The sequence below is a fragment of the Polynucleobacter sp. AP-Melu-500A-A1 genome (genome assembly GCF_018882125.1).
Taxonomy (GTDB): Bacteria; Pseudomonadota; Gammaproteobacteria; order Burkholderiales; family Burkholderiaceae; genus Polynucleobacter.
The window spans coordinates 1-19,496 of sequence record NZ_JACVOZ010000006.1; the positions used below are offsets into that span (position 1 = coordinate 1).

Consider the following 19,496-nt stretch of genomic DNA (forward strand, 5'->3'; position numbering starts at 1 on the left):
CCGTACTTGCTGTGACGGTATCACCCACTACAGCGTTACTAAAGCTAGCAGCACCAACGGTGACTGCTGAGCCATATGTATTAGAACCAGCAGCAATCGCTGCTGTTAAGGCTTTCTGATTAACCGTAAGCGAACCAGTTGTATAACCAATAGCATAGCCAAGTTGCCCCACGGCTCCTGAAGGAGTGAGGGTGTGAGAGCCTGCAGTGAGATTTCCAGATGAAGAACTAGTACCACCCACTGCAACTATTGCTACAGTGCTCAATGCTTGTGAACTTGTATCCCCGTTAACTAATCCTGAAACGGTAGTTGTATATGAGGGTGCAGCTGTCCCATAGGTAATACTTGAAGGATTGTTAGCTGTAATCGTTAAGGTTGGTTGCTCGCGATAAATCGCATATTTACCTGAACTGCCCAATGCTAATGTGTAATTTGATGTAGTTTCATCACTGTTGTAACGGAAGTTATTGCTTGCAGAAACAATTAATGCGGTAACACCAGTGCTACCAGATACCGATCCACTATAAAGAATGGCGCGTCCACTAGTGCCTGTTGTTAGGGTTGGAGTTGGCGATCCGCTCCAGATAATATTTCCACCAGTTGAAGTGCCAGCAGATGTTGAGGTCCCTGCATTTAAAACAACCGCTGATGATGAAGTATTTGTGGTGGCAATGTTATTAGCCACCGTAAGGTCACCAGAATTGGTGGTGATCGAAATTGTTCCAGTGCTACTTAAACCGGAATATGTAGAACCGCTAGTAATAGACCCTATTGTTAAAGCGCCACTATTAAGGACGGCTATAGAGCCGATAGAGGCTCCAGATGCAATAGTGCCAATCGAGTTCGCTGAAGTATTAAAGGTAAACGTGCCTGCACCAATAAAGAGAGCATTGGTGGCGGTAATTGCCCCGCTCTGACTAGCTGTCCCAGTAGTGCTTAGAGAAAGAGTGCCGATACCAGAACCACCAGCGAAAGATTGATTGCCGCTGCCGGATGAAGTGGTAAGGTTTTTAGAGGCGCCAGTAATAGTACCCATACTAATTGCACTATTAGTGGTTGTGAGGGAAACGCTTGCGCCCAAGGTCACAGGACCAGCATAGGTTTGAGTACCTGTAGTAGTAACGTTTCCATTTAAAGTAGTTGTAGCCGATGCACTAGAGATATTCAAGCTAGATAAACCACTTACTGTGCCAAGGCTTACAGCACCAGTACCACTAGCAATGGTTAAAGAATAGGTATCCGATGAAGTGCCTGCGGAAGTAACTGCAACTAAACCTGATCCACCATTACCACCAGTTCCTGCGCTCTGCGCAACCGCAGGTGTCGAATTAGGATTGGCATTACTTCCGCCGCCGCCGCCACCACCGCCGGTATTAGCTGTGCCAGCTACACCGTTTGCGCCACCACCAGCACCACCACCATAGCTAGCTGTTCCGCCGGTGGCAGTTGCTGCAGCAGTAGCATAGTTTTGCGTCATTGCTCCACCACCACCACCACCACCATAATTCGTAAGAGATCCAGTCAGTGTGCTCGCGATACCCATACCGCCACTACCACCGGATTGTGGTCCACCATTATTTGCGGGACCTCCAGCGCCACCGCCACCACCGGCTGTCCAGTTTGCTGGACTTAAATTGCCATCAAAACCATTGCCACCATTTCCGGAAATAAGCGCTCCTACAGTATTACCCTGGGTTTGACCAGGCGCGCCATATCCAGCACCTGCATTGTGGAATCCACCACCGCCACTAGCAATAGTGCTTGCGGGAGGAGTAACTGTTGTACCTGACAAGGTTCCACCATCAGGCTGAATCGGAGTAGTAACTCCTGATTGCGCACCCTGACCGCCACCATACGCGGTAACGCTTCCGAAGGTAGATGATCCACCATTACCAGCGGCATTTGAAGCAACTGCTGCAACGCTATAGAGAGTTGCAGTACCACCTGCACCGACAGTAATACCAGTAATTGGAGTTCCGCTAGTTGCAGAAACAGTTGAGGTAACGACACCGCCACCACCGCCACCACCACCAGTTCTATCGTAAGCCGTACCGCCCGCACCACCACCACCCACAGCCAAGACCGAAACTGTCTGCGTGATCGTTGGAGTCCAGCTATAAGTAGTTCCGTTCCAAATGACGTTTCTTGCATCTATAGACGCTGTAGCTGTATACGCGGAACCGTCATAGGTATAGGCGCCCGCACCTGTGAACTGCAATACATTGATGCTTGAGGTTGAAACGCTACCTGTGATGCTAACGGTTCCATTTGCACCACCACTCGTTGTTGTCAGTGTAAAGTCATTACTTTTTGCTACAGAGCCAGGATAGGACTGTAAAACAACATTACTAGAATAAATCTGGTTACCTGAAGTTGTAACATCACCGTTCAGATAGGCCGTACCACTAAATGTAACCGCAGCATTACTTGCAGAAAGCAAGCTGGTTGCAATAGCTGATGAATTTGGAATGCCAATAGTAGCATTACCAGTATAGGTTTGTGCACCATTAGTGGCAATTGAGCCGACTAGAGTACTAAGTCCACTGACAGATAAGCTACTTACTCCACCGGTATTGGTAATCGATGGGCTATTAACTCCAATACTCGTCATAGTTAAAGTGCCAAGTGCTACGCTGGTTACAGAGGCACCTATATCAAAAATAGCTGAGCCATTTAAGTTTAGGTTAGCGCCTGTACCCAATGTCGTTGTTGCTGATGAGGCTAAACGTAAAGTCCCTGAATTAACGGTCACGTTCGTAATGGTATTCGATGTTGAGGAGAGAGCTAATACCCCTTTGTTATCGCTACCAAGAAATAATGAAGCTCCTGATCCTGTAATTGCGCCGGCTATGGTGGCAGCATAGGTAGCATTTCCGTTATCGATCTCGCCACCACCCGTTCCAATCGAAATACTACGAGTGGCCCCAATAGTGACCGCAGCGCTCTGTCCTGTAATGAGGAGCTCGCCTTGGTTACTCAGAGTGATGTTAGTGCTTGCTGAGGCAGGTGCTGTTCCTAAATTACCGTCACTACTAATATAGAGAGCACCATTACTAATCGTCGTTCCACCTGAATAAGTATTCGCTCCAGCTAAAGTCCATGTTCCGCTTCCCGCCATTACAAGCTTAGTAACGTAATTGGTAGCGCTAGGCTTGTTGTCAGCCAAGATAGGAGTAAATACATTACCGGCGGTACTGCCAGTCAAGGTCAGAGTTCGATCAGACGTACCGTAGGCTAAAGTAGCCGTACCCCAAGTTAAAGCACCTACACCAGAGCCGTCAATCGTTCCATTGCCAGTCAAGGTAAATGGTCGAGTTACTGAAGCGGTTGCACCGATATATTGCAAAGTGCCGCCATTGAAAACTAGATTTGCTACTGCCGTTGCTTTACCTAAGCTACTAGCTGTGGTGCCGTCGCTGGATATTGTGTTAACAGCTAAAGTGCCCTTCGTAATGGTGGTAATACCGGTATAAGTGTTTAAGCCCGACAGAATTTGCGTACCGGTGGCATTCATGGAAAAACCACCGGTTCCAGCAATGACTCCCGCAAACGTTGCGTTAATTGCAGTTCCGGCAATTGTCAACGTATTACTTCCTAGAGCGACGTTTGTGCCAGTGATATTCCACTGATTTGCCAAAGAGCCAATTTGAGTACTATAAGTACTGGTGCTGATATCTAAGCTATCGTTGGTGCCATTCAAACTAACAGCAGAATTGAGGCCAAACGCGCCGCTTGTTCCAGCAACAGAAGCAACACCCGCTTTCAGAGTTGCGTAGTTACCATTCACGTTTGTTGCACCGCTATAAGTATTGGCTCCGGATAGTGTTAGGGAAACGCTAGCCCCACTGGTACCACTGCTACTGTGAGCTACTGATCCGAGACCACTAATGACGTTGGCAACAGAAATATTATCGCTATGGTTAAAACTGAGAACGGCGTTATTGGTTACAGCACCTGAACCTAAGGAGCCTGTAGTACCGCCGTTACCAATCTGCAGCCCACCGCCACTGATAGTTGTAACTCCACTGTAACTAGCATTGGCATTAGTGAACGTAACCACACCAGTTTGGCCTGACCCGCCGTTAATTGTTAAACCAGAACTACCACTAATAGCGCCGCTAATTAATAACGAAGCAGCGCCTGCAGTAGCACCCAAACCACTGGCAGCAGTGAGAGTGACTGCTCCACTAACAGTTGAACTGCTCGTACTAGTAATTAAGGAGCCGCCGCCTAAGCTAAAGGCATTTGCAACAGAGTAGCCAGCCAGATCAACTGTACCTGCATTAGCTGTGACCGTACTAGTGCCAAATGGGCCATTAGTGATAGAGCCTGAAGTTCCAACTGCTGCTTGGAGAACCCCTGTGGCATTTGAATTCACTGTTGTGCCACCACTATAAGTATTCGCACCAGAGAGTACAACTGTACCGATATTGTCCGCACCAACCGTTAACGCGGTGGTTCCAGAAATAATGCCGGCAATGGTAGCGCTATAGGTAGCGTTGCCATTGGCGATTTCACCGCCACCGGTACTTAAAGAAATATTTCGCTTGGCATTGATGATAACTGCCGTAGTTTGACCAGATATGAGCAGTTCACCGCCACTGAGGGTTATGTTCGTAGCGGCGCTACCGGGAACCGTGCCTAAGTTACCATCGCTACTAATTTGTAAATTACCCGCACTAATTGTGGTCCCACTATAAGAATTGCTCCCCGCTAAGATCAGCGTTCCAGCACCTAATTTAGTTAAAGCAAAAGCACCGCCAATAGAGCCACTTAAAGTCAACGTGCCCGCGCCGCCAATGCTGGTTGCCGCTGCGAATGTAAGCGATCCAGAGTAAGCCGAAGTGCCGGTTCCTGTAATAGCGCCAAAACCAGTTGATCCCGCCCCACGAATTGAAGGCGTTGTAGTTAACGTGTTTAAAGTGACGCCATTAATGTCTAAAGTACCACCATTAACAGTAAGAGCACTACCGGTATTAATAGCAGCAGCGTTGGTGACGCTCAGCGTTCCACTTGAGACGGTGGTGGTTCCGTTATAGGTATTAGTACCGCCTAAAATTACCGTACCAGTTTGACTGCCACCATTAATAATGAGGTTGTAAGCATTAGATCCATCAGCAATCGTGTTACTCAACGTGAGTGAACCTGAAGCGCTATTAATAGAAGTATTTCCTGCCAAGGTAATGGCACCAGAAGCAGTATTGTTAGCGCTCGTATTGGCTAATGCGCCAGCTGAGCTCACTCCAGTGCCAACTAAGCTTAAGGCATTGCTCATACTAATACCACCAGAAAGAGCTAAAGTTCCACCGCTACTTACAGTAACTGCTGAGCTACCCAAAGCAGTTGAGTTAGCGACTGTTAGGATAGCGCCACTACTAATAGAGGTAGTTCCTGTAAAGCTATTAGCCGTAGGTAACGTCATTGTGGATGCAACTGTAAGAGCAACTGCAGTCCCGCTTGAAGCAATAAGAGAAACAGTCCCTGCTGAAACACTTGAATTCAGGGTAATTGTGTTTGCTGTTAAATTCAATGTCGAGCTTGATCCACCTGAAATCGCAGAACTCGGGTTCACAATAATCTGGCCGCTACTGCTATTAGTCGTTAGATTTAGGGTAGCACCTGTTGTCCAAGTAATTGGCGTTTGTACAGTAATAGTGTCAGTACCAGCTCCAGAGCTCGTGGTAGTAACAGTAATAATTGATGTTCCAGCGTTTAGAGCATTAGTAAGCGTTGTTACATATAAATTAGATCTAGCTCCAGAAGAAGAATAGGTTGTGCCAGATACACTAAGTTGAGAACCCGAAGGTGTGCTTAAAGTTGTTATATTTATTGCTTGAGGGTCTAACAACCACTGACCTCCACTACCCGCTTTTATTGCTGCAAGCGTATTTAGGGTATGTCCTGATGTCTCAATAAATCCACCAGATCCAATTCCTGCATTAAATGTTTGGCTGGCATTAATAGAGCTTGCTTCATCAATGCTCGTATAAATAGAAAACGGCAATGAAGCGTTGGTCGCATCATTGCCGATTCGGATTGTGCCCCCTTGGTTGTAACCTGTTGCAGTGATGCTGCTTGAGGTGATCAAGGTGTCATTGGTTCCGGAGATGCCAATGGTGCCTCCACGGCCATTACTACCGTTTGTCTGAACTGTGGCGCTAGTGATGTTGACATCACCAGATTGGGTCACCATGGTGAGTGATCCACCATCGGTTAGACCGTTTGCGCTAATTGTGGCGCTATTGACTTGGACATCATTGGCAGCGGTGAAGGACAACTCCCCTCCTCTGCCGTTGCTGCCATTTGCCTGAACTGCGTTATTTACTAGGGCAATACTGCCGTTATTGGCAGCCAAATTGATTACGCCACCATCGGTTCCGTTAGCGGCAACTGTGCCAACTAAGGTCAGATTTTGGGAAGCCGAGGCATTAATAGAGCCACCACTTCCACTAGTTCCTGATGCTGAAATCGTGCCACCGAGGTTGGCATTACCAGCTGAAGCCCCGACAAAAATCGATCCGCCGGTAGTGCCGTTGGCTAGCAAACTGGCTGTTGAGAACACCTCATTTGCTGCCACTTTGACAGTTCCAGCTATTCCGGTAACAGCGCTGGCGCTAACCAATCCAGCCAAATTAGCATTGCCGTTTACTACTTTCAGGTTCACCTGACCGGCATTAGCTTGGGTATTTTGGGTGCTGTTTTGGGCACTATTTGTGCTGGTATTTGAGCTAGTACTGGTCGCTGCATCAGCACTAATGGTGGCAGTTGAAGTGGTGGTCAAGCTGCTATTGGCAGTCACATTGACTGTTCCGCCAGAGGCCAAATTGCTACTAGAAGCGCTAGCCAAAGTACTGGAATTTGCGCTGGAAACTTGTGGTCCAACAGTCACAACCATGACCGGGGATGCTGAAATTGAGCCTGAATTTACCCCTGTATTTGCTGTTCCAGACATGGCTGGGGCACTGCTCATCACCTCAATAATGGTGGTTTGGCCAGCAGCAGAATTGGTGCTTGCAGTATTAATTGCGGCACTTAATGCCCGATTACTGAAGTTACTAATCGTCACAATATTGGTATTAGGAGCAGTTGCACTGACGCTAGTGGTGACAGTTGGAGCCACTCTTTGGGCAGCTTGATTGTTGTTCGAGGCTACAGTTGCACTAGCTGTACCACCTGCTGAGCTGGCATTGTTGCCAGTAGATCCTGTTGTAGAACCTGTTGTAGAACCAGCAGTTGCACCAGTTTGGGTCTTGTCTTTTTTGCTGTTTGTGCTGCTAGCGGCAGTGGTTCCTGCTGTTGTTCCGGTACCAGTTCCTGTTCCAGAACCTGATCCCGATCCAGTTCCGGTGCCAGAAGTTGTGCCTGAACCTGTGTTCAAACTGGTGCTAGTTGAGGAGGAACTTGAGGAAGAAGTGCTTCCGTTTGCTGAAACGCTACCCGCAACAGTGATGGCATTGGCCAGTAAATTGACTGATCCACTGCTACCACCTGTACTAGAAACTGCACCATTTACGGTAATGGCTTGGGCAGTTGCAGTGATCTGATTAGCACTTGTTGTACTGCCAGTTGACAGTGTTACGGAGGTAGCGTTGATCACAATACTACCGTTTTGCGTTGCACCAATCGAGCCATTATTGGTTAATGAGCCACTGGCGTTCAGAGTCAAAACTGTTCCCGCAGTGCTGTTTGAGCTTGGTGCAATGACCGCTCCAGATGCCACAGTCAAGTCACCTTGCACCGCAATGGTGACGTTTGCTGTTGATAAAGCATTGGAAACTGCAGCTGCAGTACTAGCGCTGACTGTCATCGTTTCTGGGTCTAAGAACCAGTTACCGACTTTGCCCATTGCTGCTGTCACATTAATAACTGCACTTTGGGCAATATCCAAGATACCAACAGAACTGGTTTCAATAAATCCACCGTTACCACCTAAAGCCCCACCCATTGCTTTGAGTGTTCCGGCAACAGTTGTTTTCACGTTTGACCAAATATTGATCAGACCACCGTTACCCTTAGTGATGGATGACGCATCTACTTCTGCACCATTTTGGACATTCACTGTCTGAGCGATGTTTTTAGCGGTTGCCCCAGTTTTGCTTCCGTCAGCAGCATAACTGTATGTAACACCAGTAGTACCAACGTTCACAGTTCCACCGTTTGCAGCACCCTTAGCTGAAGTTGAAGAACCTTCAGCCAGAACAATGGCGTTACCTTGCAAAGTCACTTGTCCGCCATTTGCAGACAAGTTAGCAGTTTGGGAATTTGCTGCAGTTGCAGCATTTGTTGTTGCTGCTACAGGAGCAACTCCACCGTTAGCAGCAATTTTTCCAGTTTGATTAATGTTCGATGCCACGAGTTCAATCACACCACCGTTGCTGACCATCGAAGAAGCAGAGATGCGACCAGAATTATTGATGGTCGAAGCCATCAACTGATTTGCTGCAGCTGCAGCAAATACGATGTATCCGCCATCGGTCTTGACAGCCTTCTTGTTCTCGATCAAGCCATTGACTACGCCAGCATCAACAGAGACTGAGAGAAGTTGGTCACCTCTAAAAGATAAAGTGATCTGCTGACCCGCAGCCAAAGCGACAGTATTATTAGCGCCGCCCATCTTGGCTACTAGGACACCTTGGTTTTGAACTTCGGGGGCTAACAGTGCGATATAGCCATTTAGGCCAGTTGCAGTGATCTTGCCCTCATTGACGATCTTGCCAGTACCGTTACCGGTATAGGTGGACTTGCCATCCATGAAGTCTTTGTCATTAATGTTCAGCGTAGAAGCTACTACGCCAGCAGCGTTAACTTCTGAGCCACGGCCAAAAGTAACACCATTAGGATTAACCAGAACAACCTGGCCATTGGCACGAACTGCCCCATCAATTGCAGAAGCAGTATTACCAGTAACCCGGTTCAAAGTGACCGCACTGGAATTGGGCTGAACAAAATTAACAGTAGCGCCCTTACCAACATTAAAAGAATCCCAGTTCACTACTGCACGTTGTGAAGTTTGGTTGATATTCATCACCAAACCACTTTGGGTGATATTGGCTTTTCCGGCGACTACTGCACCACCAGTTGGAAGTGGTGAAGGATTTGTTTGCGCATTTGCAAATTGTGTTTGAGCGAATGCAAATACAACAATGGGGATTGCAATTTTAGGAAGGGATACGAATGTATTAATTACTGAAAGTTTTTGAATTAATTTTTTGTAACTGAAAACACCCAAAGCTTTAGAAGCAAATTTAAATAAATTTTTCTCACTATTTAGATGATCATTTTTAGTCGCAAATTTTGTGTTGAGTTCTACTAAATTTATTAAAGAATTTTTAGAGAAGATAGAGGTAATTTTTTGACTATTTTTTTGCGCAAAATATAAGACAAAATTTAGTGTCAAAAAGTGATCAATTTTTAAGGTGAAAATATTCCAAAATTTGGTAGTCGTTTTTTGGAAAAAATGATGTGTAATTTTTGCAATCGTTTTTGCGACTTGGATTGCAATTTTTATATTGGATGAAATTGCATCAAAAAATTGAGTGATGAAATTTTTGAATTGCAATGTGTAATTTTTTGCAACTACAAATCGCTGTGTGAAATCTGAACAAGAATCGATGAATTTTTGGGCAAAGAAAATTCCTCTCTCAAGCACGCTTGAAAAAATGATCGCCAACACGAGGAGGAAAATGTTTCTAATCAAAAATTAAATTGTTTCGTAAAAAATGAACTACCTAGCCCTAAAGCCAATGTCTATATGGCTAGGCGTACTATATCGTACTAGCCATATAGATACTAGCTATATAGCTAGGTAATCAGATCTGAATGCTCCACATTTGGGCAAAGTGGCCTTCTAGCCCGTGCAGTACTGACAGTTCACATTTACAACAAATTTTTTAAAGAAACTGCAAAAGCAGCCCTATTTATGAAAAAAAGGGGTTTTAGCCACCAAAACGAACCCCTGGAATAGGGTCAAAAAGAGGGTAAATTTCAGCCCATCATTGGGTGATATGAAGCTCAATATTGGTGGAAGTTTTGAATTACTTTTTACGCAACAAAATTTTTACGGTCTGTTTTGCAGCAAAAATGAATCTAAGAAATAGTGCTCAAATTAGGTACATTTTTGAGAGTATTTTTTGTTCAAAATGATACTTAAAAATGAGCCCTATTTTTGGATGCTTTTTGACTTAAATTACTGTATTTTTTCTCTACGATTACTGGGTAAAGATGAGTAAAAATTTCTCAGATATTTTGAAAATATTTACTCTAAATTGTGAAAAAATGGCTCCGTTAAATGAGTCAATTTTTGGTCTTTTTTTTGACCATTTTGGAGCTTTAAAACTGATGCTAAATTCCATCTTTTTTTGATCACTTTTTGGATCATTTTTTTAATGAATATTTAATCTAAATTTAGTCAATATTTTGAATATTTATTAATCACTTTTTTGAAAATATCTGGAAGATTCTATATTCGTATTCGAGAAGATTTTTGTTATTTTTTAGATAATCAATTGATCCGATTTAATTTTTGAAAAAGTGTAGTGCAAGCAAAAATTAAATCGATTAGAATAATTGGAATGGTATAAAAGTTAGCAATAAATATTTGCTCAAATTTTTTTAAAAATATGTTTTTTCTGAATAAATTACCTATGCAAATAAGCCGTAAAAATTTAAAAATTGCTCAGAAAAATATACTTAAAAGTATCTTAACTTTTAGTCTTTTTGGAATTACAAATTCATCTTTTGCTCAAGTTGATGCCGGTGCATTGCAACAGAATTTAGAGTCACAATTACCTCTTCCAAGTCCCCTTCCCTTACCTAAAGTAGAAAAGAAAACTCCCTCTTCTTTAGAGCCAGAGCAGACTGGTGAAATTCGTTTCACAGTGAACTCTTTCACATTGCAAGGCGTTAATCTTTTGCCTGAAGCGAAGGTCCAAGAAGCACTCAAAGCTTGGATTGGAAAAGTCGCCAACTTTGATAAATTACAAGATGCTTGTGATGCAGTCATTGCTGTGTACAGAGAAAATGGTTTTACAGTTCAGGCGATTCTCCCCCCTCAGAAAATTGATGGTGGCAATGTCACCATCTTAGTAACGGAGGCTAAACTCAGTAGCGTAGTAATTAATACTCCGGGTGGCCCAACCCGCTATAGCACCAAGCGTGCCTCAGATTTCATTACCAATGCAAATCCTATTGGTGCGCCATTAAATCTAGACAACTTACAGCGCTCACTCATCCTTCTGAAAGAAACTCCGGGTGTGATTATCACCAGCCAACTTGAGCCTGGGCAGAACGATGCTGAGACCGCCCTAAAGGTGGATCTTGCGGAATCTAATATTCTGGCTGGCCGTGGTGAACTGAATAACTACGGAAGCCGAACCACTGGCTCAAACCAGGCAGTTGCAGCGATCAATCTATATAACCCAGGGGGTTATGGAGATCAGGCTGGGTTCAATGCCATCGCCTCGCAAGGGTCCCAGTACGCTCAAGCAGCATACTCATTACCTGTTGGAACGGATGGATTACGACTGGGTTTAGCGGCAACCTACTTGAACTACCGCAATGTGAGTAATTACGCCTATAACGGAGGCTTTGGTAACGCCTGGACGACCGGCGCCTCTCTTGCCTATCCGCTGATTCGCTCTGAGACAACCAATGCTAATATGTCTTTGGCAGCCGATGTCAAAGACTATTCGAATAAAAACATTTCTACTAATGCCGTGATTAGTGCCTACACCATTAATAACAAGTCATTTGGGATGTCAGGCAATCACTATGACGGCTTTGGATATGGTGGCACTACCAGTGGTGCTTTCACCATAGTCTCCGGGAATCTATCGATATCCTCAACTAGCGCCCCGGGGTATGGATCCCAAACACCCTCCTCATTCGCCAAGCTGGTTTTTAGCGGCAGTCGTAACCAAGTGCTCACTGAAGATGGCTTAACGAATATTAATTTGAATGTTTCTGGGCAACTTGCCAATGCCAACCTGAACTCTGCTGAGCAATTCTATTTAGGTGGTCCTTATGGAATTCGGGCATATCCAGTGGCCCAAAGTCCTGGATCGCAGGGTGGATTAGCCAGCCTAGAGTTAGCACGTCGCTTTCCTTCACTCTCCAACCTAACAGTGTCCACGTTCTTTGATTACGGCGCCGTTCAGCAATATAAAAATACTTATCCTGGCTGGCAAGGTCAAACCAACGCCGGCAATACTTACTCCTTAAAGGGTGCAGGCCTTGGGTTGAGATGGAGTGAAGGCGGCTGGAACGTCAATGCAAGCATCGCCTGGATGGTTGGCAAGAACCCCCTCTATAACCAAAGTGGTCAAGCAGTTAACGTCGACGGTACAACCACCCAACCTCGCGGTTGGATCAGTGCTAGCTATAACTTTTGATACGCGGGATTTAAGTATCTAAAAGCCGGTATTCAAGGGCTATCTTGACTAACTCGGCATCTGCCTCAATCTGAAATTTACGGAAGATGTTGGATTTAAAGATCTTGACGGTGGCTGGAGTAATACCCATCGCTACTGCCACATCTTTACTCATCTGCCCCTGAGCCAACAAATGAAATACTTCTTTTTCGCGCTCAGTTAGGGAGGCGTATTGTTTAACTGCCTCCTTACGTTGAGCCAGATACTGCTTATCTTTGGCAATCGCTTGGAAGGCAGTTTCTACCGCATTGAGTACGTCAGCCAAGGGAAATGGCTTGAGCAAAAAGTCATGCGCCCCGTTCTTGAGACCCTGAATGATTTCTTTTCTTTCAGTATCTCCACTAATAAAGATGATGGGGATATCCCACTTGTTATTGATAAGTGCGGCTTGCAAATCGATCCCTTTAAGACCGGGCATATTCATATCCAGCAACATGACAGCTGGGAAGTGTTCAACCTTAGCCATCAGAAATAACTGGGCATTCTCAAAAGTATGAATTTGGTAGTCCGTTTTTTCAAATGCCCGCAATAAGGTAGCCCTCATGGAGTCATCGTCATCAACAATATAAATATGTTTAATTTCACTCATGTGTATTTCTCATTGGGTTCAATTTCAAAAGTGATCATCTTTCATTCTCAGGCTTATTTTGCATGACTTTGGCTTGAGGTAGTTGAATCAATAGCATTGCTCCACCATTGACATTGTTTTGGATCTCTAGGCTTCCATGGTGATTTTCAACAATGGTTTTACTCAGCCACAAACCTACCCCCATACCCTCTTTCTTGCTAGTCTGAAAAATGCCAGGACCCTTCTGAATGAAGTCCTCCGGAAAGCCTGGACCATTATCTTGGCATTCAATACAGATCTGCTCATCAGTCTGACTTAATTTGAGCTCGATGGTTTTAGGTAGGGCCTGTTCTTTGATGGCATAAATAGCATTGTTAAGTGCGTTCAAAACCACCATCTGTATCTGGCCGTTATCGCCATACATTTCGCAGTGGGGGACAATTTGTGCATTCAAGGTAATGTCGTGTTCAATAAGCTCATTCTGTAGAATATGGGTAATATCCCCCACCAGATCCGAGAGATTAAACACGGCGTAATTGTCTTCACCATAAACAAAGAGTTTTCGAAGGCGGGTAACTACGCCACCCGCACGCTTGCCATCACTCAAAATCGCTTTTACTAAGTCATCCAGCTTTTGCTGGGTATTGGCTGGCAGTTGATCTTTTAAGGCGTTGATCTCTAGATCTAATAATTCGGTATTGAGGCTAATGGCTCCTAGGGGATTATTAATCTCGTGGGCTACGGATCGCATCATATTGCCCATACTATTGGCCTTAAAGACGGTCGTACTGGACTTTAAGAGCAGATTCTTTTCTTCAATGGTCTTTTTGAGTGAGGCATTGAGTTCCTCTACCTGCTTTAGGCGCAATAACTCTTGCTGGGCAGCATAAATATCAATTGCCTGTTGGGTAGAGAGTCTTTCAGCTTCTTTGCGATCCGTAATATCGGCAGTAACCCCTTCCCAAATCATGAGGTCATCGAGTGCATTCCTTGGCACCGCCTCAAAGGAGAACCAATGAACCTTATTACGAATCAGTACCCTGACTTCCTGATAGAAGCGCTTTTTTTCCTGCAAGGCCTTCGCGTGAAGCGCCATAAATTCTTCATAGTCTTCCGGATGGATCTTCTCAAAAACCAGGTTTGGATTCGCCTTGGCTGCTGAAGCCTGAATGCCAAACTGCTGAATAAAACGCTTACTGACAAAATTCAATCGAGAACTTCGATCTGCCTTAACTTCCATTACGTAGGTTCCAACCGGAATGTTTTCGGTCAAGGTTAAGGCAAGGCCTTCTGCCATTTTTCGATCAGTGATATCTAAAAAAGATACCGAGAGGAGGCCCTGCACTATCGTGGCGCGCATCAATACATCGAGCATCTTTCCATCTTTAGTCACCATCTTGAGCTCACGACTGGGTATTGAGCTTTTGTCTTTGATGGCCTGAGCCACTTTAGTGCGCCACCATGCCAAGACTACCGAGCGGTATGAGCGATCTGGGTAGGCGCGAATCATCCAATCTTCTGTCTTGGGTATATCAGCCAAGGTATAACCAAATACCTCCGTAAATCGGGTGTTTACAAATAGCGTGATGCCGTCTTCTTTGAGACTTGACCAAATTAAAGGGATGGGGAGTTCTTTTAATATCTGCTGAGTTTCTTGTTGCAGGGCCTGCAATTCAGTTTCAGCTATTTTCTGAGTACTGATATCCGTAATCACACCCTGGTGATAAGTTAGACCACCTACGTTTTTTAAGGGGCTTGATTCAATCCGAAACCAGCGATTTTTATCATGGATAAGTCCTCTACCCTCCCAGAAGAAATTCTTATTACCCTGATAGGCTGCATAGATAGCCGCCTGAAATCTATCCCGCTCCTCTGGATGAAACATTTGAATAATTTCTGCAAACTGCGGCTGGATATCAGTTTTAGGAATACCTAATATTTCGGTAAAACGATTGCTAGCAAATCTCAAGCTTGGAGCCTGACTCGCAGAAACTTCAACAATGAAAGAGGCTACAGGGCTATCGACGGTCCATTGCAAAGGATTATTGACAAACTCAGAAATGCGCATGGCAATGTAAACACCCTGCACTAAGCAAGGGTAGATCAGCATCATGGCAAGGACTAATGAGCCCACCAGCACTAAATTGGTGAGAGCTGCCATTCCCCCGTACCAATAGAGTATCGGCATACCCAATAACCAAACTATGCTAGCGCTTGCATAAAGCAGTATTAAGGATTTGACGTAAGCATTTCGCGAGAGTCGACTTGTCTTATAAAGCGCAAGAGTGGCCACCGTGCATGTATAAGCACCTGCACCAATAGTGATCAGGGGTATAAGGTTCTGATAGCCCAGACTGATGGCAAGAATGAATAAGCTGCAATACAGGAGTAAGCCTAGTTCATAAGGGTACTTACGCTCTACCTTAGATCCAGAGATAGCCTGAATACCATAGGCAAATAAAAGATTGGCGTAGAACACGAAAAAGCTGGCAATGGCAATGCTCAGAACTACTGGCGCACTCTCTTTGAAAATGAACAGTAAACATCCTGCTGCCATTGAAAGTGAGCCCAAGATCCAAAAGCGTGCTGATAAATCTCGCATTCCGGAATACATCAAGAGTAAAACTGCGGAGCCAAATAGCCCAATGAGGGCTGGTAATAAATAGAGGATATCTTGGCCTAGATTAATTTCGTACTCACTTCACCAAAATGAATCCCATCACTTTGGATTGACAGATTAAATGATGCACATTTACGGATATTCACCTTCTTGACTTGGCCCTGTTAAATTTGGGATTTCTTGCTAAACAATGACATAGGAAGCACTTTTCCTACTGATGCCATGTTAAACCATTAGCCCAAATTCAATCTTGGGGATGATGGTAAAAAATTGGGGCATCCATTGGTATCTGCAGTCTCATCAGAGTGCTATTGCCGCTAATAAGCAAAATGGCTAGAGCGGCGAAATCAAGGGCAAAATTATGACAAATTCTGCGCCCCCCTCTTTGGCTTTGCGATAAAAAATCCTGCCCCCATGACGAGTAACAATGTGTTTGCATAGCCAAAGTCCTAAGCCCATCCCTTTTGTTTTACTACCAGTGAGTAACTCAAAAAGTACTTCTTGGAAAAGATCTGGGATACCAATACCGTTATCAGCAACAGCAATTTCAATGCCCTCGAAAGTGTAGCGACCTTTGACGGAAATAATTTTGGGAGATGTATTGATTTCACTCAAAGCCTGAATAGCATTACCCAATAGATTCAGCAGAATCTGCCGCAACTCATCACGATTTCCCCGTATACTGAGCTCGGGGTCTATATCTAGATTCAGTTGAATTTCTTTAGATTTAAGCTCAGGATTCAGGATGGTGACAATGGAGTTCAATAAGTTAGGGAAAGAAACGCTTTCTACACTGACAGCTTGATCAGAAAAAATGCCTTTTAGCGAGCGAATAATGCTTGCAGCGCGCTCATTGTCACTTAATAAGGTGGCATAAACCTCACTTTGAATAGAGGGACCTAAATCCCCTTTAGCTAGTTTCTTTTGTAAAAGCTGAATATTCAAACTAGTAGCAGCTAAAGGTTGATTCAATTCATGTGCAATAGAGGCAGATAGTGCGCCCGTTGCTGATGTTTTATTGGCCTTTAGCAAAGATCCTATTAATAGCTCTCGCTCCTCTAAAAGCGTTCTAATTTCTGTATTTTCAAGTATCTTCCGATAGTTATCAATTGAAATACGTTCGGCCCAGTTTGCAACGATGAAAATATATGCCAAGGTATTCGCTACCATCTGACCTACAGTAATGAGGATCAATTCCTGAGGCACCTCAGAAATATGGGTAATAGTAGTTGGTAATAAAAATAAGAAAACAATGTGATAAATATCTAATGCCAGGCCAATAATACTTAAATACTGCAATAAGCGAAGCGCAATGGATGGATTGCCTTTTCTTTTAATTTTGAGCTCAATAATTTGCCACAGAAAAAGTAGCGCCATGATACAAGCCAAAAATATTGTCCGACTCTCATAAACGCTCATTATCCTCATCACTTCAATTACGACGAAAAACACTATGATCGAAGCAACAACAGCAATAAATAATTTTTTAGAAACAGTCTTATTTAGTGATGAGAAGAATAATGCTTGCAGAACTGCAGCACTATAAAAAAGGGTATTAGCCACAGTAAAGTTAAAGTCGGGATGTGTAACATCGGAAACCCATAGGATGCCAATCCCAAAAGCGAATAAGGCCGATACACTGCAAAATAGGGAGCTGATCCAGTATTGTCCAGCGCGTACAGAAAGTTTCGCAAGATGGTAGTAGACAATACCGCCCAGTAGCCCACCCTGAACAATGGCCAATATAAGGAAATAAAGGGAAATGAGTAATTTCATAAGGTCGCTAGAATGACTTTTAAAACTGACTACTGAATTATTCTTTATTTTAAATTGATCTATGGCAATTCAATAGATCTTGTGTCACTTATATTTATGCAGGTCAATGAAATTTTGCTACACCTAAGGCTCTCATCCCCCCTCACGAACAATACTTCCCCTCTAGGCTTCTCACATCAGTGAGTTTGTCATCCACCATCTGATTTAAGGTCTTATTAGCGATTTCTCGGTTTTCGGGGGTTTTAAGGCTTTGCTTAATCAGACTTGCCACATCCTTACGAATCGCGGTATTGCCATACCGTAGGCCCTTTAAGGTTGATACTGCCTCAGCTGAGATCTTGCACTGCTGGGTAACGAGTTCTGAAGAGTCTGAGACATTATTGGCATACGCCACTGCAGCGACCAAGATACAAGCAATAGCTAAGAGTGTCTTTTTCATCTTATTTCCTTAGTTTGTGACCACAAGTAGGACAACAGCCAAGGTCTTTAGCCTTGGTTTTACGTAATGCAGCGTAGACCCCAGATTCAGAGATCTCGAGTTTTCTAGCTGCCTGGGCAGCACTCATCCCCTTTTCGATGTATTCCAAAGCCAGTTGGGTTTTCGGTATGGTGCGCTTCATTGCCACTACTATACTACAGAAGTACTGAACTACAGTACTATAGTCATAAAATCAGTGGAAATACCTAGGGGATACAAGGCAAAGCCTTGGATTTAGAAGAATGAATCGGGGTATGGAATGAAAAAACCACCATGAGGTGGTTTTGATTTAATCGCTAGGGTTATTGGCGGAAGAGGTGAGATTCGAACTCACGGAGGACTTTCATCCTCGCCAGTTTTCAAGACTGGTGCATTCAACCGCTCTGCCACTCTTCCAATACATATCCCCAATTGGGGTAGATAGACAAATTATAAAGAACTTTTGATGAGTCCCTCTAAATGCTTGGCAATAGCAAGGCTAGAAGTTAACCCAGGAGATTCAAATCCATACAAATTGAATAACCCCTGCAAACCATGATCTTGAGGGCCATTAAAGTAAAAGTCCCCGGCAGGAATATTAGGCGGCACAATTTTTGCTCTAACCCCAGAATAATCCGGTTGTAGACTGCCATCTTTTAATCCTGGCCAATAGCGACGCACTGCTTCATAAAAATCATCGCCACGAGAAGCATTTACTGAGTAATCAATCTGCTCTTCACTCTCAATATCCAACCATTCAACATCTGGTCCAAATTTGGCTTGACCACCCATATCTAAAGTTAAATGCACACCCAAACCTCCGGGCTCAGGGATGGGATAAATCAAATGACTAAATGGTGATTTGCCAGTGAGAGAAAAATAGTTTCCTTTGGCAAAGTACGCTTTCGGAATTTGCTCGGAGGATAGACCCTCTATTTTTTTGGCAATAGCAGGAGCGCTCATGCCCGCACAATTAATCAGCAAGCGTGTTTGGATTTGCATTCCATCTGCGCCACCAATTTCTAATATAAATCCCTGTTCTGCATTGCTGCCAACGGGTCTGGCACTGATGAGTGGAGATTGATAGGCCAACATGCCGCCTGCATCTTCAAAGCCTCCCAGCAATGAAAGCATATATCCATGGCTATCCACAATTCCAGTGGACGAAGACAGGATCGCAGCAGAGCAATGCAGTTGCGGCTCTAGAGCTTTTGCCTCGTCTCCTGAGATCATTTTGATATCGGGAACGTGATTATTTTGTGCTTTATATAGAATCGCCTGAAGATCATTGAGTTGGGTATCGTCGCTAGCAACAATTAATTTGCCATAAGGCTGGGTTGCAACTTGGTGACTACGACAATAGTCATAGAGGAGGCGGTTGCCTTGAACGCAAAGTATTGCCTTTAAAGAATCCTTCGGGTAATAAATACCAGCATGAATCACTTCGCTATTACGAGCACTACTGATGGTGCCAAAAGCACTTTCACGCTCCAAAAGAATGGTTTCTCGACCTTGAAGTGCCATCTCTCGTGCAACGGCTAAACCGACCACCCCTGCGCCGATGACGACACAATCTAACTGCTCCATCTAATTGTCCCAGACCTATTTATTAATATGAATAGGCACAAATCGTAACATTTTCAGTAC

Annotated in this window: 8 protein-coding genes and 1 tRNA gene; 1 reads left to right on the forward strand and 8 read right to left on the reverse strand. The window is 44.3% G+C overall.

The genetic code is table 11. The annotated features are described in order from the left end of the window. On the reverse strand, positions 1–9,397 hold a 9,397-nt coding region (locus ICN38_RS11290; RefSeq protein ID WP_216257204.1), incomplete at its 3' end, for a filamentous hemagglutinin N-terminal domain-containing protein. A 1,246-nt stretch (positions 9,398–10,643) separates the two neighbouring features. On the opposite strand from ICN38_RS11290, the gene ICN38_RS11295 reads away from it, so the two are divergent. Further along, positions 10,644–12,389, forward strand: coding sequence for a ShlB/FhaC/HecB family hemolysin secretion/activation protein (locus ICN38_RS11295; protein WP_216257205.1), 1,746 nt, complete (start codon positions 10,644–10,646; stop codon positions 12,387–12,389). 10 nt (positions 12,390–12,399) lie between these two features. Here ICN38_RS11295 and ICN38_RS11300 read toward each other — a convergent pair whose 3' ends face one another. The 7 genes from ICN38_RS11300 to ICN38_RS11330 all read right to left on the reverse strand — a co-directional run bounded on the left by ICN38_RS11300 (position 12,400) and on the right by ICN38_RS11330 (position 19,436). Next, positions 12,400–13,017 carry a response regulator transcription factor gene (locus ICN38_RS11300; protein WP_216257206.1) on the reverse strand — a complete coding sequence of 206 codons (618 nt, stop codon included), beginning with the start codon at positions 13,015–13,017 and terminating at the stop codon, positions 12,400–12,402. Between the two features lie 34 nt (positions 13,018–13,051). Further along, positions 13,052–15,598, reverse strand: a complete 2,547-nt coding sequence (locus ICN38_RS11305) for a PAS domain S-box protein (RefSeq protein ID WP_216257207.1) — start codon at positions 15,596–15,598, stop codon at positions 13,052–13,054. A gap of 351 nt (positions 15,599–15,949) precedes the next feature. Further along, positions 15,950–17,392 (reverse strand): sensor histidine kinase, encoded by a 1,443-nt coding sequence (locus tag ICN38_RS11310; RefSeq protein WP_216257208.1) that lies wholly within the window; start codon positions 17,390–17,392, stop codon positions 15,950–15,952. 142 nt (positions 17,393–17,534) lie between these two features. Next, positions 17,535–17,831: a hypothetical protein gene (locus tag ICN38_RS11315; RefSeq protein ID WP_216255644.1), complete on the reverse strand. Its 297-nt coding sequence runs from the start codon at positions 17,829–17,831 to the stop codon at positions 17,535–17,537. 1 nt (position 17,832) lies between these two features. Then, complete coding sequence (locus tag ICN38_RS11320; protein WP_216255646.1) at positions 17,833–18,012, reverse strand: helix-turn-helix domain-containing protein; 180 nt, start codon at positions 18,010–18,012, stop codon at positions 17,833–17,835. Positions 18,013–18,176: 164 nt separating this feature from the next. Next, positions 18,177–18,266 (reverse strand) — tRNA-Ser (locus ICN38_RS11325). A gap of 33 nt (positions 18,267–18,299) precedes the next feature. Continuing rightward, positions 18,300–19,436, reverse strand: a complete 1,137-nt coding sequence (locus tag ICN38_RS11330; RefSeq protein WP_216257209.1) for an NAD(P)/FAD-dependent oxidoreductase — start codon at positions 19,434–19,436, stop codon at positions 18,300–18,302. Between the last annotated feature and the right edge of the window lie 60 nt (positions 19,437–19,496).

Bases quoted from the DNA above. Each gene is read 5' to 3' on its own strand.
- ICN38_RS11330 (WP_216257209.1), bottom strand. From the start codon at position 19,436: ATGGAGCAGTTAGATTGTGTCGTCATCGGCGCAGGGGTGGTCGGTTTA.
- ICN38_RS11305 (WP_216257207.1), bottom strand. From the start codon at position 15,598: ATGCGAGATTTATCAGCACGCTTTTGGATCTTGGGCTCACTTTCAATG.
- ICN38_RS11315 (WP_216255644.1), bottom strand. From the start codon at position 17,831: ATGAAAAAGACACTCTTAGCTATTGCTTGTATCTTGGTCGCTGCAGTG.
- ICN38_RS11300 (WP_216257206.1), bottom strand. From the start codon at position 13,017: ATGAGTGAAATTAAACATATTTATATTGTTGATGACGATGACTCCATG.
- ICN38_RS11295 (WP_216257205.1), top strand. From the start codon at position 10,644: ATGCAAATAAGCCGTAAAAATTTAAAAATTGCTCAGAAAAATATACTT.
- ICN38_RS11310 (WP_216257208.1), bottom strand. From the start codon at position 17,392: ATGAAATTACTCATTTCCCTTTATTTCCTTATATTGGCCATTGTTCAG.
- ICN38_RS11320 (WP_216255646.1), bottom strand. From the start codon at position 18,012: ATGAAGCGCACCATACCGAAAACCCAACTGGCTTTGGAATACATCGAA.